Below are 17,168 nucleotides of genomic sequence, written 5' to 3' on the forward strand. Positions count from 1 at the left end.
ACGTGAAACAGTAGCGATGCTGTTTCATTGATCAGCTATACCTATCGGAAGTCATCGCCGATAGCGTTAGACAGGGCAGGGAAGTGCGGTAAACCAACAGCCAGGGACCTGCCTGCCGACCCGTCCGGATAAAAGGTCTTATAATCTCGCCTCTGTTCTCACCTCACCACGAGGCCCGCATCATGCTATTCCCCACACAATTTGACGTCATTGTCGTTGGCGGCGGTCACGCCGGCACCGAAGCTGCACTGGCCGCAGCCCGCATGGGCCAGAAAACCCTGCTCTTGACGCACAACATCGAGACGCTGGGCCAGATGTCCTGCAATCCCTCCATTGGCGGGATCGGCAAGGGTCACCTGGTCAAGGAAGTCGATGCCATGGGTGGGGCGATGGCCATTGCCACCGACGAGGCGGGCATCCAGTTCCGCATCCTGAACTCCTCCAAAGGGCCGGCCGTGCGCGCTACCCGCGCCCAGGCTGACCGCATCCTGTACAAGGCAGCGATCCGCTCCCGCCTGGAGAACCAGCCCAACCTGTGGCTGTTCCAGCAGGCAGTGGATGACCTGATGCTGGAAGGTGACCGCGTCGTCGGCGCTGTGACCCAGGCCGGTATCCGCTTCGCGGGCCACGCAGTGGTATTGACCGCGGGTACCTTCCTGGACGGGAAAATCCACGTAGGACTGAACAATTATTCCGGCGGCCGTGCCGGTGATCCGCCAGCCGTCTCGCTTTCCGCCCGATTGAAGGAATTGAAGCTGCCGCAAGGCCGTTTGAAAACCGGCACGCCGCCGCGTATCGATGGCCGCAGCATCAACCTGGCCATCCTGGAAGAACAACCAGGCGATCTCGATCCGGTACCGGTGTTCTCCGTCATGGGCAACGCCGCCATGCATCCGCGCCAGATGCCGTGCTGGATCACCCATACCAACAGCCGTACCCACGACATCATCCGTGGCGGCCTGGATCGCAGCCCCATGTACACCGGCGTCATCGAAGGCGTGGGCCCGCGTTACTGCCCCTCCATCGAAGACAAGATCCATCGCTTCTCCAGCAAGGATTCGCACCAGATCTACCTGGAACCCGAGGGCCTGACCACCCATGAGTTCTACCCCAATGGCATCTCCACCAGCCTGCCATTCGACGTGCAGCTGGAGCTGGTGCGCTCGATGAAGGGCATGGAAAATGCCCATATCCTGCGCCCCGGCTATGCCATCGAATACGATTACTACGACCCGCGTGGCCTGAAGTCCTCGCTGGAGACCCGCCAGGTGCAGGGTCTGTTCTTCGCCGGCCAGATCAATGGCACCACCGGTTACGAAGAAGCCGCCGCCCAGGGCATGCTGGCCGGTATCAACGCCGCCTTGCAGACCCAGGGCCGTGATGCCTGGACTCCGCGCCGCGACGAAGCCTATCTGGGCGTGCTGGTCGACGACCTGGTCACCCAGGGCGTGCAGGAGCCGTATCGCATGTTCACCAGCCGTGCCGAATACCGTCTCTCGCTGCGCGAAGACAATGCCGACCTGCGCCTGACCGAAATCGGCCGCGAACTGGGTTGCGTGGGCGACGCCCAGTGGGAAGCCTTCGAACGCAAGCGCGAAGCCGTTTCACGTGAAATGGAACGCCTCAAATCCACCTGGGTGAATCCGCGCATCCTCGCCGCTGCCGAAGCCGAACGTGTGCTGGGCAAGGCCATCGAGCGCGAATACAACCTGCTGGACCTGCTGCGCCGTCCCAACGTCAACTATGACAGCCTGATGAGCCTGACCGGTACGGAAGGCCAGCCCCTGGCCGGCCCCGGCATCGAAGACGGCCCGGTGCGCGAGCAGGTCGAGATCCAGGTCAAGTACGCCGGCTACATCGCCCGCCAGGCCAACGAGATCAGCCGTCAGGACCATAACGAAAACCTGAAGCTGCCCGCCGATCTGGACTACATGGACGTCAAGGCACTGTCCATCGAAGTGCGCCAGAAGCTCAACAAGCATCGCCCCGAGACCCTGGGCCAGGCCTCGCGCATTTCCGGCGTCACCCCGGCGGCGCTGTCGCTGTTGCTGGTGCACTTGAAGAAGGGTGGCCTGAAGCAGTTGGCCGCCAGCGACAACCAGGCGGCCTGAGGCTGCGCAAAGCTTCACATTACCGCCCGCGGCACTACCGACCCAGATCAATAACAAGGCATCACGGATGAGCAACACTGCAGACCTGTCCTCACTGACCCGCACCCTGAAAGAGGGGGCCCAGGCCCTCGGGCTCACGCTCTCGGAGGCGCAGATCGCCAGGCTGATGGCCTACCAGGCCCTGCTGGCGAAGTGGAACAAGGTCTACAACCTGACCGCCTTGCGTGACCCGGCCCAGATGGTGTCGCACCACCTGCTGGATTCGCTCTCGGCCATGACCGCCTTTGCCGGCGCGCAGCGCGTGCTGGATGTGGGTGCCGGCGGTGGCCTGCCGGGCATCGTGCTGGCGATCTGGGCCGCCGAGGCCGAGCCGCAGATGAAGATCACCCTGGTCGATACGGTCCAGAAGAAGACCGCCTTCCTCAACCAGGTCAAGGCTGAATTGCAACTGGGCAATGTGACGGTCCTGCATGCCCGCGTCGAGCAGTTGCCAGTCGAGCAACAGTACGATGTCATCACGTCGCGCGCCTTTGCGGAACTGAAGGACTTCGTCACATGGTCGAACCACCTCCTGCAACAAGGTGGCAAGTACATCGCCCTCAAGGGAGTGCTACCGCAAGAGGAAATCGACCGGTTGCCGGCGGGGTGGAAGGTGCAGCAAGTGCAGCCCCTGCAGGTACCGGGCCTGGATGCCGAACGGCATCTCATCTTCATGGAAAGAGCGACCTGATGAACAAACTCAAACAGGCCCTGGTGGCCACCATGGTCTCGATGGCAGCCTATGGCGTCATCGCCACCGCCAGCGCCCAGGAAGTCAAGACCGTGCCCTCCGTGGACCTGAAGCGCTATGCGGGCAAGTGGTACGAAATCGCCAAGATTCCCAACAGCTTCCAGAAAAAATGCATCTCCGGCACCAGCGCCGAGTATGCTGGCCGTGACGATGGCATGATCGACGTCACCAACCGCTGCAAGACCGCCGATGGCATCGATGAAGCCAAAGGCGTGGCGCGGGTGGTCCCGGGCAGCAACAACAGCAAGCTGGAAGTGCGCTTTGCGCCAGCCTGGCTGTCGTGGGTGCCGATGGTCTGGGGCGACTACTGGATCATGGACCTGGACGAGCAATACACGCTGGCCACCGTCGGCAGCCCCTCGCGCGAATACCTGTGGATTCTCTCGCGCACGCCGACCATCAGCGACGAGCAATACGAGAACGCACTCAACAACGCCACCAAGCAGGGTTTCGATACCGCGCGGGTGGTCAAGAGCAAGCCGTAATACGGCACCTGACATCAGGCCGGCGGCCCGGGCAGCAACCCGGGCCGCTCACATTCAAGGAGACCCACCATGCAGGCGATCTTTCATTCCCTCGGCATCACCGATATCTGGCAACTGATTGCCGCCACCATGGTGTTCCTGCTGCTGCCCGGCCCCGGTACCTTCTGCGTGCTGACCTGCGCGGCCAAGGGTGGCTTGCGCGGTGGCTTCATGGCGCAGGCGGGTCTCATGCTCGGTGACATCGTGCTCATGTTCCTGGCGGCGGCCGGCGTGGCCGCGCTGCTGCACGCCAACCCCTTGCTGTTCCGCGGCCTGCAATACCTGGGCGCGGCCTACCTGGCCTACCTCGGCGGGCGTCTTTTGTTTGCAAGAGGCGAGGGCGGTGGTACAGTCGTACCCTTTTCCAACGCCGCAGAATTCCGGCGCGGCTTTCTGGTCACCTTGTTCAACCCGAAAGCCATCGTGTTTTACATGGCGTTCTTCCCGCTGTTCCTGGACCCCGCCACGCAACAGGGCTCGCTCACCTTCTTCACGATGGGCGCCGTGATCAGTACCTGCACCTTGTTCTACGGCAGTTTCCTGATCTTCGTCGGCAATGCCGCCGCCCGTCGCATGGCCCGCAATCGCACCATCGCCAAGCTGGCCTCACGTGCGGCCGGGATCTTCCTGATCGGTTTCGGCATCAAGTTGACCACGCAATAACGCTCACATAAAAAAGATATGGCAAAAATATTTTGTGTCGCCAACCAGAAAGGTGGCGTAGGCAAGACCACCACCGCGGTCAACCTGGCCGCCGGTCTGGCGCAGCTGAACCAGCGCGTGCTGCTGGCCGACCTCGATCCCCAGGGCAATGCCACCATGGGTGCCGGCATCAACAAGGCCACGCTGGAAGCGTCGATCTATGAAGTGCTGCTGGGCATGTCCGATATCCGCAGCGTGCGCAAGCGTTCGGAGGCGGGCGGTTTCGACGTGCTGCCGGCCAATCGTGAGCTGGCCGGTGCCGAAGTCGAGATGGTCGAACTGGAGCAGCGCGAGGCGCGCCTGAAGATTGCCTTCGCCGAGGTGGCGGAAGACTACGACTTCATCCTCATCGACTGCCCGCCGGCACTGTCCATGCTGACCCTGAACGGCCTGTGCTCGGCGCATGGCGTGATCATCCCGATGCAGTGCGAATACTACGCACTCGAAGGCCTGTCGGACCTGGTCAATACCATCAAGAAGGTGCATGCAAAGCTGAACCCGGAGTTGAAGGTGATCGGTCTGCTGCGGGTGATGTTCGACCCGCGCATGACGCTGTCGCAACAGGTCTCGGACCAGCTGGAACAGCACTTCGGCGACAAGGTCTTCAAGACCGTCATCCCGCGCAATGTGCGACTGGCCGAAGCGCCTTCGTATGGCTTGCCGGGCGTGACCTTCGATCCTTCCTCCAAGGGTGCGCAGGCCTATATCGCGTTCGGCGCGGAAATGGTCGAGCGCATCAAGACGCTGTAATCAGGCATCGTTTTCATCAGGCAATCGCATGGCAACTCTACCGAAAAAATCCAAGGGACTGGGACGCGGACTGGACGCACTCCTGGGTGGCTCCTCCGACATCACCGAAGAAGCGCAGGCGCAAGCGGCCAAGGCCGGCCTGCCCAGCGTGATGGCCGTCACCGAGCTGCAGGCCGGCAAGTACCAGCCGCGCACCCGCATGGACGAGGGCGCGCTCAACGAGCTGGCCGCTTCCATCAAGGAACAGGGCCTGCTGCAGCCCATCCTGATCCGCGCCATCGGCCAGAAGAACGGCCGCGACGTCTACGAGATCATCGCCGGCGAGCGCCGCTTCCGCGCCGCCAAGATCGCCGGCCTGACCGAAGTGCCGGTGCTGGTGAAGAACGTGGACGACCAGACCACCGCCGCCATGGCGCTGATCGAAAACATGCAGCGCGAGGACCTCAATCCCCTGGAAGAAGCCCAGGGCATCCATCGCCTGATCACCGATTTCGCCTTCACCCACGAGCAGGCAGCGCTGGCCGTGGGCCGTTCGCGCAGTGCAGTGTCGAACCTGCTGCGCCTGCTGAACCTGGCCAAGCCGGTGCAGACCATGCTCATGGCCGGCGACATCGACATGGGCCATGCCCGCGCGTTGCTGGCGGTGGATTCGGCGACCCAGATCCAGCTGGCCAACCAGATCGTGGCCAAGCGCATGTCGGTGCGCGACGCTGAAAAGCTGGTCACCCGCGCCTCCGCCGAGCAGGCCGCCAAGCCACGCGAAGCCCGCGACAAGTCGCGTGACATCGCCCGTCTGGAAGAAGAACTCTCCGACCTCCTGGCGACCCAGGTCAGCATCAAGACCGGCGCCCGCAACAAGGGCCAGCTGATCATCAACTTCAACGACCTCGATGCCCTCGATGGCGTCATCGCCCGCCTGCGCGGCGAGTCGGTGGAGAGCTGATCGCCAGCTTGCGCATGTTTGCGCCTGATGTGATGCACGGCACGATGCAAGATGCGATGCCGAAAAAAATGGGCTGCAAGTGATGTCACTTGCAGCCCATTTTTATTGATATAAATAATTTACTGTTTCTGTGCCTCGGGATCAGAAGGTCCGCTGCACGTCCGAGCGCGGCGGCAGCTGATAGCTCCAGGTCTCGGTCAACGGCTTGCCGTTGGCAGTGAGCGCGGCCCGCAATTCCACCGCCTGTGCGACGTTGCGGATCTTCACCCGCAAGGTCAGGCGCCAGCCGTTGATGGCTGGATTGGGCTGCAGTTGCGCATCGATCAGTTCGCCATTGTTGGACACGCTCACCTGCGGCTGCACCTGGGTCCCGGCCGGCAGCTTGCCCAGCGGGCCGCCGGTGAAGTCCACCAGCAGGGCCGTGGTACCGTCGAAGGCGCGGATCAGGTTGGCCTGCGTGAGCTCGCCATCGGTATGGAAGGTCTGCTTGACCCAGCCCACCTCGTTGTTGAGGATGGCCGGCTCGTCCATGGTCCAGTGGATGCGGTAGTCGTAGGTCACCGGCGTGCCGCGGGCCGGCAATTGCGACGGCAGCCAATAGGCCACGATGTTGTCGTTGGTCTCGTCGGCGGTGGGGATTTCCACCAGTTGCACCGCGCCACGACCCCAGTCGCCACGCGGTTCGATCCAGGCCGAAGGACGCAGGTCGTAGCGGTCCTTCAGGTCTTCGAAGGCCGAGAAATCGCGGCCCCGCTGCAGCAGCCCGAAGCCACGCGGATTGGTCACCTCGAAGGAACTCACTTCCACGTTCTGCGGATCGTTGAGCGGACGCCACAGCCATTCGCCATTGCCGGTGTGGATCGCCAGACCGTTGGAGTCATGGATGGCCGGACGGAAGTTGCGGCGCGAGGATTGCTGGTTGGGGCCGAACAGGAACATGCTGGTCAGCGGCGCAATGCCCAGGCGACCCACTTCGCCGCGCAGGAACACGCGGGCCTGCACATCCAGCAGCGCATCCTGGCCCGGGGTCAGCGTGAACTTGTAGGCGCCGGTGGCGCGTGGCGAATCCAGCAGCGCATAGAAGGTCAACTGCTTCTCGCCTGGGGCTGGACGCTGGATCCAGAATTCGGTGAAGTGCGGGAATTCCTCGCCGCTCAGCATGGCCGTATCGATGGCCAGGCCGCGCGCCGACAGGCCATAGACCTGGCCCTTGCCGATCACGCGGAAATAGCTTGCGCCCAGCACGCTCATGACCTCGTCTTCCTTGTCATCGCGGTTGAGCGGATAGACCACCCGGAAGCCCGCATAGCCCAGGTGCGCGGTGCTGTCCTTGGCCAGCGCCAGGTCACCGAAGTTGAAGCGGTCGGTGCTGTAGCCCACATCCTGCACGCGACCATCGATGATCTCGTGGATCGCCACCGGCGCGTTGAACTGCATGCCCTGATGGTAGAAGGCCAGCTTGAAGGGCGTCTTCTGGTCGCGCCATTCGAACTTCTCGCTCTTCGGCTGGATCTTCATGTAGTCGGCAAACTGCATCGCCGCAAAGGTCGGCGAGAGATTGCTCGCCGGTTTCTGGTAAGGCTTGTCAGCCAGCGCCCTGGCGCGTGCCACGGCCTGGTTGAGGTCGAAGCCCTGGTTGCTCTGCGCCTGCACCGAGGCTGCCAGCAGCGAGGCTGTCAGCACCATGCCGTGCAGGAAATTCCATTTCAATCCACGTTTGATCAATGCATCTCTCCACAAAGAGGCGGCATTCCAGCACAAACGGGCTGGTCACCGCCATGGTCCTGTCTGTCCTACAGGCATCAAAACAGAATAATATAGCGAACCGTCCGACCGGCTAAGCATCATAGAAGACAAGCAATAACTGATCCCGCCGGCTAGACCGCCTTCGACGGGCCGCTGCACCCTGTAGAGAGCAGCGCGCCGCCAAAGTTTAGAAAAAGAGAGGAAACCCGTGTCCCACAAGCTTACCGAGCGGCAAGCCGCGCCCGTGCGCCGCCCCCGCCTGGCCTTGGCCATGACCCTGTGCGCGCTGGCCTGTAGCGCCGCGCTCAGTGGCCCCGCGGCCCATGCGCAAGCCAACCCCGCCTTGCTGGGTGACAAGACCGCCTTCATCGACGACCTGCTGCGCCAGATGACGCTGGAAGAAAAGATCGGCCAGTTGCGCCTGATCAGCATCGGCCCGGAAATGCCCGCCAAGAAACTGGCCGAGGAACTGGCCGCCGGCCGCGTCGGTGGCACCTTCAATTCGGTCACCCGCGCCGAGAACCGGCCGCTGCAGGAAGGCGCGATGCGCTCGCGCCTGAAGATCCCGATGTTCTTCGCCTACGACGTGATCCACGGCCATCGCACCACCTTCCCGATCGGGCTGGGCCTGGCCTCCAGCTGGGACATGGACCTGGTCGCCAAGGCCATGCGCACCTCTGCCGAGGAAGCCGCGGCCGACAGCATCGACATGACCTTCGCGCCGATGGTGGACATCAGCCGCGACCCGCGCTGGGGCCGCACCTCGGAAGGCTTCGGTGAAGACCCCTACCTGGTCTCGCGCATCGCCGATGTCTCGGTGCGCGCACTGCAGGGTGAGACCCGGCCCATCGCCGCAAATCGCGTCATGGCCAGCGTCAAGCACTTCGCGCTGTATGGGGCGGTGGAGGGCGGGCGCGACTACAACGTGGTCAACATGGACCCGCAACGCATGTACAACGACTACCTGCCGCCGTATCGCGCCGCCATCGATGCCGGCGCCGGCGCAGTGATGGTGGCGCTCAATTCCATCAATGGCGCCCCGGCCACCTCCAACACCTGGCTGCTGCAGGACCTGCTGCGTCGCGATTGGGGCTTCAAGGGCCTGACCGTGTCTGACCACGGTGCCATCACCGAACTGGTCAACCACGGCGTGGCGCAGAACGATAGCGAAGCGGCGCGCCTGTCCATGAAGGCCGGCACCGACATGAGCATGGCCGACCAGGTCTACATCAAGCAACTGCCGGAGCTGGTGCGCTCGGGCAAGGTCTCGCAGCAGGAACTGGACAACGCCGTGCGCGACATCCTCGGCGCCAAGTACGACCTGGGCCTGTTCAAGGACCCGTTCGTGCGCATCGGCCGTGCGGCCGATGATCCGGCCGATGTCTATGCCGATGCACGCCTGCATCGCGCCGCTGCCCGTGAAGTGGCGCAGCAGTCCATGGTGCTGCTGGAAAACCGCAACGCCACGCTGCCGCTGAAGAAGAATGCCCGCATCGCGCTGGTCGGCCCGCTGGCCGATTCGCACATCGACATGCTGGGCAGCTGGTCGGCCGCCGGTCGCGACAAGCAGACCATCACCGTGCGCCAGGGCCTGCAGGCCGCGGTGGGCACGCAGGGCAGGCTGGTCTATGCCCGTGGCGCCAACATCACCGAAGACAAGCACATCGTCGATTACCTCAACTTCCTGAACTGGGATGATCCGGAGGTGGTGCAGGACAAGCGCAGCCCGCAGGCGATGATCGCCGAAGCCGTGCAGGCGGCCGCCAATGCCGACGTCATCGTGGCCGCCGTGGGTGAGTCGCGTGGCATGTCGCATGAATCCTCCAGCCGTACTTCGCTGTCGCTGCCGCAGAGCCAGCAAGATCTGCTCAAGGCGCTCAAGGCCACCGGCAAGCCGCTGGTGCTGGTCTTGATGAATGGCCGCCCGCTGGACCTGAACTGGGCACGCGAGAACGCCTCGGCCGTGCTGGAGACCTGGTACACCGGCACCGAGGGTGGCAATGCGATTGCCGATGTGCTGTTCGGCGACGTCAATCCTTCCGGCAAGCTGCCGCTGACCTTCCCGCGGTCGGTGGGGCAGATCCCGAGCTACTACAACCATGCGCGTGTCGGTCGTCCCTTTACCGAAGGCAAGCCCGGCAACTACACCTCGCAATACTTCGACGAGCCCAATGGCCCGCTCTATCCCTTCGGCTATGGCCTCAGCTATACCGAGTTCAAGCTCTCCGAGGTGAGCCTGTCGCAGCCCACCATGCAGGCCGATGGCAAGGTGGAGGCCAGCGTCACCGTGAAGAATATCGGCCGCCGCGCCGGTGCGACCGTGGTGCAGCTGTACATCCGCGATGTGGCGGCCTCGGTGGTGCGCCCGGTCAAGGAACTGAAGGATTTCCGCAAGCTGATGTTGCAGCCGGGAGAAGAAAAGCAGGTGCGCTTCAGCATCGACCGCAAGGCGCTGTCCTTCTATAACGCCAAGCTGGAATACGTGGCCGAGCCGGGTGAATTCCAGGTGCAGGTGGGCCTGGATTCCAAGGAGGTGAAGACGGCTTCGTTCAATCTGCAGTAAGGGTCTGCGGAAAGGGCGATAGGTCTCCCATCAGTCCGAACGGTATGAGATGGGAACCGCCATGGATGTTCATGCGGATCTTCGTCAGGCAAAGAAAAATGGGCACACTCAACAGAGTGTGCCCATTTTCATTTCCGGCCCGGCTTTGCATAAATGATATAAATCATTTATACAGCGACGGCATCAGGCCGCTGCTGCTTCGTCTTCCTCTTCACCCAGGAAGCCACCGCTCTGGTGCGCCCACAGCCGCGCATACAAGCCGTTGGCCGCCAGCAGCTGGCTGTGCGTGCCTTGCTCGACGATGCGCCCCTGGTCCAGCACGATCAGGCGATCCATGGCCGCGATGGTGGACAGACGGTGCGCGATGGCGACTACGGTCTTGCCTTCCATCAGCTTGTACAGGCTGGTCTGGATGGCCGCTTCCACTTCCGAATCGAGCGCGCTGGTGGCCTCGTCCAGCAGCAGGATGGGAGCGTCCTTGAGCATCACGCGGGCAATCGCGATGCGTTGGCGCTGGCCGCCGGACAGCTTCACGCCGCGCTCACCGACATGGGCGTCGTAGCCGGTGCGGCCCTTGGCATCGGCCAGGGTGCCGATGAAATCATGCGCCTCGGCCTGTTCGGCGGCGTGGACCATCTCGGCATCGCTGGCGTCGGGACGGCCATAGATCACGTTCTCGCGCACCGAACGATGCAGCAGGGAGGTGTCCTGGGTGACCATGCCGATCTGCGCGCGCAGGCTGTCCTGGGTGACGTGGGCGATGTCCTGGCCATCGATGGTGATGCGGCCACCCTCGATATCGTAGAAACGCAGCAGCAGGTTGACGATGGTCGACTTGCCGGCACCGGAGCGGCCGACCAGGCCGATCTTTTCGCCGGGTTTGATCACCAGGTCCAGGCGGTCCACCACCGGACGTGGCGCCGCGCCACCATAGCTGAAGCTCACGCCCTCGAAGCGCAGTTCGCCCTGCGCGACCTTCAGCGGCTTGGCATCCGGCGCATCCTTGACGTCATGCGCCAGCGCCAGCGTATTGATGCCGTCCTGCACCGTACCGACGTGCTCGAACAGGGCCGACATTTCCCACATCACCCAGTGGGCGATGCCGTTCAGGCGCAGCGCCATGGCGGTGCTGGCGGCCACCGCACCGATGCCCACCTTGCCCTGGGTCCACAGGTACAGCGATACCCCGCTGGCTCCGATGATGAGGATCATGTTCAGGATGTGGTTGACCACCTCGAAACCCGAAACCAGCCGCATCTGGCGATGCACCGTGGTCAGGAATTCGCGCATCGCGCTGCGGGCGTAATCAGCCTCGCGGCCGGCATGCGAGAACAGCTTGACGGTGGCGATGTTGGTGTAGGCGTCCGTGATGCGACCGGTCATCAGCGAACGCGCATCGGCCTGGTTGCGTGCCACCGCCGACAGGCGCGGCACGAAGTAGCGTAGTGCCACCGCGAAGGCTGCCAGCCAGACGAAGAAGGGCGCCAGCATCCACATGTCGAAGCTGCCGACCACGCCGATCAGGGTCGCGAAGTAGATGGTGATGAAGACCAGGATGTCGCCCACGATCATGCAGAAGTCACGCACCGCCAGCGCGCTTTGCATGACCTTGGTGGCGACCCGGCCGGCGAATTCGTTCTGGTAGAAGCTCATGCTTTGGCTGAGCATGAGGCGATGGAAATTCCAGCGCAGCAGCATGGGGAAGTTGCCGGCCAGGGTCTGGTGCTTGAACATGGTCTGCAGGGCGATCAGCAGCGGACTGGCGGCCAGGATCAGCAACAGCCACAGCAGCGTGTGTCCCTCTTGCACCCACAGGTGTGCCGGTTCGACCTTGGCCAGCCAGTCGACGATACGGCCCAGCGCCGCAAACAGCAGTGCCTCGAATACACCGATGATGGCCGTCATCAGCGTCATGGCGGCGATGTAGGGGCGTACGCCCCGGGTACAGAACCAGATGAAGCGCATGAAGCCGCGTGGCGGCGGCAGGGGATGTGTTTCCGGGTAGGGATGGACCAGTTTTTCGAACCAGCTGAACATGCAACAAACTCCAAAAAGGGGGGCGGCGGGCGACGGCGATACTGCGGCGGGCGCAGGACAGGCCAGGTTGGCCTGCGGCGCGGCTTCATGCGTGGCTGGCGGATCGTTGCGGCAGCAGGGCCGCTATCGTGATCCGGGGCTGGCCCGCGATAGGGTGGACGCCATGGAAGCCGCATCATCTCATAGGCGTGGGGCCCAGGTGTATCGGACAAGACAAAAACACTTGTCGGAAAATCGGAATGGTGGCCGCCGCTTGAAGTTCCCTGATCGGCGATACTGATGAATTGCCATCCATTCATCTGTTGCAGCCATGAATCTCTCACAAGCCGCCGTCGCCTTCCTGCCACAGGGGCAGTTGGCCCTATCGTTGTTGCCCCATGTCCTCGACGACGCCGGTGATGGTTCGCATGATCTCTCGCATCTGCTGCGGGTCTGGAACAATGCACGTCGCCTCCAGCAGGAGGAGGGCGGTGACCTGCGCATCCTGCTGGCCGCCGTGCTCTTGCATGACTGCGTGCGGGTGGAGAAGGATTCACCCCTGCGCGCCCAGGCCTCGACGCTCTCGGCGCAACGCGCGCGGGAAATCCTGGACGCGCTGGGGTGGACCGCGCAAGACGCCGACCGCGTAGCCCATGCCGTGCAGGCCCACAGCTACTCGGCGCAGATCACACCGCAGTCGCTGGAGGCGAAGATCGTGCAGGATGCCGACCGGCTGGATGCCATCGGCGCCATTGGCGTGGCACGCTGTTTCTATGTGGCGGGGCGGATGGGGGCGGCGCTCTATGAACCGCTGGACCCACAGGCGCACGGGCGGGTACTGGAGGATCGTCGCTTCGCGCTGGACCATTTCCCGGCCAAGCTGTTGCGCTTGCAGGAGGGCTTCCAGACCGCCAGCGGAGCGGCCATGGCCGGCGCACGGCAGGCACGCATGCGCGCGTTCGTGGAGGACTTCCTGGGGGAGTTGTGAGGGGGAGGGTGGTGCGCAGGGGAGCGCCAGCAGCGCCTGCCCGCTCGCGAGGGGAAGAGCAGGTGGCCCGGACCGAGGCCACCTGATCACCAGATCACTTCACTTGAGCATCAGGCCGCCAGTTTTTCCATCGGCAGTGCCGGTGCCACTTGCAGCGGGACCTGTACGGTACGCAACAGCGGTGCGGTTTGCGCTGTCCTTGCCGTGGACACCCCCGCCACCGGTGCCGGCACCATCGCGTCCGGTGCTTCCAGCTGGAATACGCCCACCGCCTGGTTCAGGTTCACCGCCTGCTCCTGCAGCGTGGCCACGGCGGCGCTGGCCTGTTCCACCAGCGCGGCATTGTGCTGGGTCACCTGATCCATCAGGGCAATCGCCTTGTTGACTTCCTCGATGCCCACGCTCTGCTCATGGCTGGCGGTGGAAATCTCGCCCATCACATCGGTCACCTGCTGCACGCTGGTCACAATCTGTTCCATGGTCTCGCCGGCACGTTCCACCAGGCGGGTCCCGGCTTCGACGTTGTTGACCGAGGCGTCGATCAGTTGCTTGACTTCCTTGGCGGCCGCCGCGCTGCGTTGCGCCAGGCTGCGCACCTCGGTGGCGACCACGGCGAAACCGCGTCCCTGTTCACCGGCACGGGCCGCTTCCACTGCGGCATTCAAGGCCAGGATGTTGGTCTGGAAGGCGATGCCGTCAATCACCCCGATGATGTCCACGATCTTGCGCGACGAGGTGTTGATGGCGGCCATGGTATCGACCACCTCTTCGACGATGGCGCCACCCTGCTTGGCGATGTCGGAGGCATTGCGTGCCAGTTGGTTGGCTTCGCGGGCATGGCCGTCGTTCTGCTTGACGGTCGCGGTCAGTTGCTCCATGGCCGAGGCGGTTTCTTCCAGCGAGGCGGCCTGGTCTTCGGTGCGGGCCGAGAGGTCGCTGTTGCCGGCGGCGATCTGGGCGCTGATGGTGGCGACGCCAGCGGCGGCATCGCGCACTTCGCTGACGGTGTTGCGCAGGTTGCCGCTCATTTCGGCCAGGGCTTCCATGATGCTCTGGCGACGCGCATTGCCGGCATGGCGCAGCGTCACCTCGTGGTACAGCTCGCCACGGTCCACGGCCAGCGCCACTTGCTTGACCTCGTCCGGCTCGGCGCCCAGTGCGCCACGGATGGAGCGGGTGATCAGCGTGGCCAGCACCACGCCGGCCACCAGCGCGGCGCTGAGCAGGATCAGCATGAAGGCCTGGAAGCCGCGTGCGGTGCTGCGGGCCTTGGCTGATTCCGCCTGGCTCATGCCTTCTTCCAGGTCGATGAACTGGTTGATCGCGGCCAGCCATTCGACAAAGGCCGGCTTGACCTGGCCCAGCATCAACTGGCGCGCGGCCTCGATGTCACCCGCCTTGCGTGCCGCGATGGCCTTGGCGGCCAGCGGCATGGCGCGGGCTTCCATGGCCTTGATGCGTTCCAGGCTGGCGCGCTCGTCGGGGCGCACGCTCATGCTGGCGAAGACCGCATCGAGCGGCTTGGCCGACTGCTGATAATCGGCGTCGAGCTTGTCGATCTGGGCCGTCACGTCCTTGACCTCGGCATCGCCCACCAGGGTCAGGTCGCGCAGGGCGATGGCGCGGTCATGCACGCTGCCGCGGAAGTTGATGGCGTAGCGCTGCTTGACGTTGTTGTCTTCGCTGACCCGCGCCAGGCTGCCTTCGATGGCATTGACCTTGGTAATGCTGACCACGGTCAGCACCAGCATCATCGCCAGTACCAGCGCAAAGCTCAGCGACAATTGGGCGGCGACGCTCAGTGAGCGACGCTTGGGGGTAAGTGGATGCATGACAGGCTCCCTGGAATGATGGACTGGTGACGCGACAGTGACTTGTGACCGATGCTGCCGATGTTGCCGATGTTGCCGATGCTGCCGATTATTGCGGGTCAGCCCGCAGGCGCCTACCAGACGATGGTATTAGTCCACCTTCGGACATGGCGTTGATGACCGGCAACATGGTGCCAAGAGGGCAGTCTAGCGGCAATCGCCATGGCCCTGGATTGAATCTTCCGATGGAAGCGATAGCCTCTGCGCAGTCCCACGGGATGGGCGGGGAGAGGGTGCTTAAGCCTGCGTTAAGTCTTCTGCGGCAAGCTGGGCAGCAAAACAACCGCCAGGACCACGACATGACCGAACACCCGTCCCCTGCAGTCGCTTCCACGCCACCGGCCGATCCCGGCCATCTCGCCAACCGTGCCACCCGCGCCCAGATATGGCGGCTCATCCGGCCGTTCTGGGTGTCCGAAGAAAAGTGGAAGGCCTGGGCGCTGCTGCTGTCCATCATTGCCCTGAACCTGGGCATGGTCTACATCAACGTGCGCCTGAACTCGTGGAACCGCGACATGTACAACGTGCTGCAATCGCGCGACTATCCGCAGTTCAAATCGCTGCTGTGGCAGTTCTCGGGACTGGCCTTCGTGTTCGTGGCCATCGCCATCTACAGCGTCTACCTGAAGCAGGCGCTGCAGATCCGCTGGCGCTACTGGATGAGCACCCGCTATCTCGACCAGTGGCTGGCGCATCGCGCCTATTACCGCATCGAGCAGGGGCAGGAGGGGCGGCTCTCGGACAACCCCGACCAGCGCATTGCCGAGGACCTGCATGCGCTGACCTCCGATACGCTGTCGCTGGTGCTCGGATTCATCTCCAGCAGCGTCACCCTGTTTTCCTTCATCCATATCCTGTGGTCGGTCAGTGGCCCGCTGAGTTTTTCGGCCGGTGGTCACAGCTGGGTCATTCCCGGTTACATGGTCTGGTTCGTCATCGCCTATGCCGCCGTCGGGTCCGGGCTGGTGTGGTGGATCGGTCGTCCGCTGGTGGGACTGAGCTTCAACCAGGAGCGCTTCGAGGCCAACTTCCGTTTCGGTCTGATCCGCGTGCGCGAGCATGCCGAGGCGGTGGCCCTGTATCGCGGCGAGGCGCAGGAACGCACGCAGCTCACGGCACGCCTGGACGATATCCGCCGCAACTGGTGGGACATCATGCGGCTGACCAAGAAGCTCAATGTGGCCGTCAATTTCTATGGCCAGTTCGCCGTGATCTTCCCCATGCTGGTATCGGCGCCGCGCTACTTCTCGGGCGCCATTTCGCTGGGTGTGCTGATGCAGATCAGCGATGCCTTCGGCCAGGTGCAGGATGCGCTGTCATGGTTCATCAATGCCTTCACCACGCTGGCCAGCTGGAAGGCCAGTATCAACCGGCTGGCGGGCTTCCATGCCGATGTGGAGCGTGCGGCCGGCATGGCGCGCACCATCGAGGTCACGCCGCATGCGGGCAGTGCGGTGACGGTGTCGGGTTTGCAGCTGTCCTTCCCGGATGGTGCGCCGATGATGCGCAGCCTCGATGCCCGGGTGGAGTCGGGCGAGCACGTGCTCATCAGCGGCCCCTCGGGGTGTGGCAAGTCCACGCTGATCCGCGCCATGGCCGATGTCTGGCCCTATGGTCATGGCCAGGTCGGCCTGCCGCAGGATGCGCCGGTGATGTTCCTGCCCCAGCGCAGCTACCTGCCCATCGGCAGCCTGCGGGCCGCGCTCTCCTATCCGGCGGCCGAAGGCAGTTTCGACGATGCCCTCATCACCCGTTACCTGGCCCTGTGCCGCCTGTCACACCTGGCCGACCGGATGGATGTGGCGGCCAACTGGAGCCAGGCACTGTCGCCGGGTGAGCAGCAACGGCTGGCCTTCGTGCGGGTGTTTCTGAATCGTCCGCGCATCGTGTTCCTGGATGAAGCCAGCAGCGCCATGGATGGCGAGACCGAAGAGGCGCTCTATGCCGCCTTGCCGCGCGAGCTGCCGGGCGTGACCGTGATCAGCATCGCGCACCGCGAGACGCTGGCGCGCTTCCACGATGTGCGCTGGAAGTTCGTGCCGGCGGCAGCGGGCGAGGGTGAGGGCGCGGGGCATCGGGTACAGATGCAGCCCATCGCGTCGTGACCTCACCGGTTGGCGCGACCATACCGTTTTTGCATAAGCTCGGCAGAGAGGGCGTGACA

At 63.7% G+C, this 17,168-nt stretch carries 12 protein-coding genes; 9 read left to right on the forward strand and 3 right to left on the reverse strand.

The features are described 5' to 3' along the window. Nucleotides 1–182: 182 nt before the first annotated feature. From mnmG to ACEOAC_RS01055, 6 genes are all read left to right on the forward strand, one after another. The gene (gene mnmG, locus ACEOAC_RS01030; protein ID WP_413443412.1) at nt 183–2,111 is read left to right on the forward strand and encodes a tRNA uridine-5-carboxymethylaminomethyl(34) synthesis enzyme MnmG; all 1,929 of its coding nucleotides are present in this window, start codon (nt 183–185) and stop codon (nt 2,109–2,111) included. Nucleotides 2,112–2,178: 67 nt separating this feature from the next. Beyond that, a complete protein-coding gene (gene rsmG / locus ACEOAC_RS01035; protein ID WP_006463430.1) occupies nt 2,179–2,841 on the forward strand; it encodes a 16S rRNA (guanine(527)-N(7))-methyltransferase RsmG in 663 nt (220 codons plus the stop codon). After that, the gene (locus tag ACEOAC_RS01040; protein ID WP_006463429.1) at nt 2,841–3,386 is read left to right on the forward strand and encodes a lipocalin family protein; all 546 of its coding nucleotides are present in this window, start codon (nt 2,841–2,843) and stop codon (nt 3,384–3,386) included. The genes rsmG and ACEOAC_RS01040 overlap by 1 nt, the downstream gene beginning before the upstream one ends. Nucleotides 3,387–3,455: 69 nt before the next feature. Beyond that, nucleotides 3,456–4,088 carry a leucine efflux protein LeuE gene (gene leuE, locus ACEOAC_RS01045; protein WP_413443413.1) on the forward strand — a complete coding sequence of 211 codons (633 nt, stop codon included), beginning with the start codon at nt 3,456–3,458 and terminating at the stop codon, nt 4,086–4,088. A gap of 18 nt (nt 4,089–4,106) precedes the next feature. Next, entirely contained in the window at nt 4,107–4,877 is a 771-nt protein-coding gene (locus ACEOAC_RS01050) for a ParA family protein (RefSeq protein WP_006463427.1), read from the forward strand. A gap of 28 nt (nt 4,878–4,905) precedes the next feature. Continuing rightward, nucleotides 4,906–5,820, forward strand: coding sequence for a ParB/RepB/Spo0J family partition protein (locus ACEOAC_RS01055; RefSeq protein WP_006463426.1), 915 nt, complete (start codon nt 4,906–4,908; stop codon nt 5,818–5,820). A 141-nt stretch (nt 5,821–5,961) separates the two neighbouring features. Here ACEOAC_RS01055 and ACEOAC_RS01060 read toward each other — a convergent pair whose 3' ends face one another. Further along, complete coding sequence (locus tag ACEOAC_RS01060; protein ID WP_413443423.1) at nt 5,962–7,506, reverse strand: glucan biosynthesis protein G; 1,545 nt, start codon at nt 7,504–7,506, stop codon at nt 5,962–5,964. A gap of 268 nt (nt 7,507–7,774) precedes the next feature. Between ACEOAC_RS01060 and bglX the strand changes: the two genes are divergently transcribed. Next, nucleotides 7,775–10,129, forward strand: coding sequence for a beta-glucosidase BglX (gene bglX / locus ACEOAC_RS01065; RefSeq protein WP_241813665.1), 2,355 nt, complete (start codon nt 7,775–7,777; stop codon nt 10,127–10,129). 183 nt (nt 10,130–10,312) lie between these two features. Here the strand turns inward: bglX and ACEOAC_RS01070 are convergent, their stop codons facing one another. Further along, on the reverse strand, nt 10,313–12,166 hold the full coding sequence (locus tag ACEOAC_RS01070) for an ABC transporter ATP-binding protein (protein WP_413443414.1): 1,854 nt from the start codon (nt 12,164–12,166) through the stop codon (nt 10,313–10,315). 310 nt (nt 12,167–12,476) lie between these two features. On the opposite strand from ACEOAC_RS01070, the gene ACEOAC_RS01075 reads away from it, so the two are divergent. Then, nucleotides 12,477–13,133: an HD domain-containing protein gene (locus tag ACEOAC_RS01075; RefSeq protein ID WP_413443415.1), complete on the forward strand. Its 657-nt coding sequence runs from the start codon at nt 12,477–12,479 to the stop codon at nt 13,131–13,133. 110 nt (nt 13,134–13,243) lie between these two features. Here ACEOAC_RS01075 and ACEOAC_RS01080 read toward each other — a convergent pair whose 3' ends face one another. Continuing rightward, nucleotides 13,244–14,965, reverse strand: coding sequence for a methyl-accepting chemotaxis protein (locus ACEOAC_RS01080; protein ID WP_413443416.1), 1,722 nt, complete (start codon nt 14,963–14,965; stop codon nt 13,244–13,246). A gap of 338 nt (nt 14,966–15,303) precedes the next feature. Between ACEOAC_RS01080 and ACEOAC_RS01085 the strand changes: the two genes are divergently transcribed. After that, nucleotides 15,304–17,109 (forward strand): ABC transporter ATP-binding protein/permease, encoded by a 1,806-nt coding sequence (locus ACEOAC_RS01085; protein ID WP_413443417.1) that lies wholly within the window; start codon nt 15,304–15,306, stop codon nt 17,107–17,109. Nucleotides 17,110–17,168: the final 59 nt, after the last annotated feature.

Source organism: Herbaspirillum frisingense, assembly GCF_047325095.1.
Taxonomy (GTDB): domain Bacteria; phylum Pseudomonadota; class Gammaproteobacteria; order Burkholderiales; family Burkholderiaceae_D; genus Herbaspirillum; species Herbaspirillum frisingense.

Coding starts and splice junctions, on each gene's coding strand:
- mnmG (WP_413443412.1), top strand. CDS start 183: ATGCTATTCCCCACACAATTTGACGTCATTGTCGTTGGCGGCGGTCAC.
- rsmG (WP_006463430.1), top strand. CDS start 2,179: ATGAGCAACACTGCAGACCTGTCCTCACTGACCCGCACCCTGAAAGAG.
- ACEOAC_RS01040 (WP_006463429.1), top strand. CDS start 2,841: ATGAACAAACTCAAACAGGCCCTGGTGGCCACCATGGTCTCGATGGCA.
- leuE (WP_413443413.1), top strand. CDS start 3,456: ATGCAGGCGATCTTTCATTCCCTCGGCATCACCGATATCTGGCAACTG.
- ACEOAC_RS01050 (WP_006463427.1), top strand. CDS start 4,107: ATGGCAAAAATATTTTGTGTCGCCAACCAGAAAGGTGGCGTAGGCAAG.
- ACEOAC_RS01055 (WP_006463426.1), top strand. CDS start 4,906: ATGGCAACTCTACCGAAAAAATCCAAGGGACTGGGACGCGGACTGGAC.
- ACEOAC_RS01060 (WP_413443423.1), bottom strand. CDS start 7,506: ATGGTGCTGACAGCCTCGCTGCTGGCAGCCTCGGTGCAGGCGCAGAGC.
- ACEOAC_RS01070 (WP_413443414.1), bottom strand. CDS start 12,166: ATGTTCAGCTGGTTCGAAAAACTGGTCCATCCCTACCCGGAAACACAT.
- ACEOAC_RS01075 (WP_413443415.1), top strand. CDS start 12,477: ATGAATCTCTCACAAGCCGCCGTCGCCTTCCTGCCACAGGGGCAGTTG.
- ACEOAC_RS01080 (WP_413443416.1), bottom strand. CDS start 14,965: ATGCATCCACTTACCCCCAAGCGTCGCTCACTGAGCGTCGCCGCCCAA.
- ACEOAC_RS01085 (WP_413443417.1), top strand. CDS start 15,304: ATGACCGAACACCCGTCCCCTGCAGTCGCTTCCACGCCACCGGCCGAT.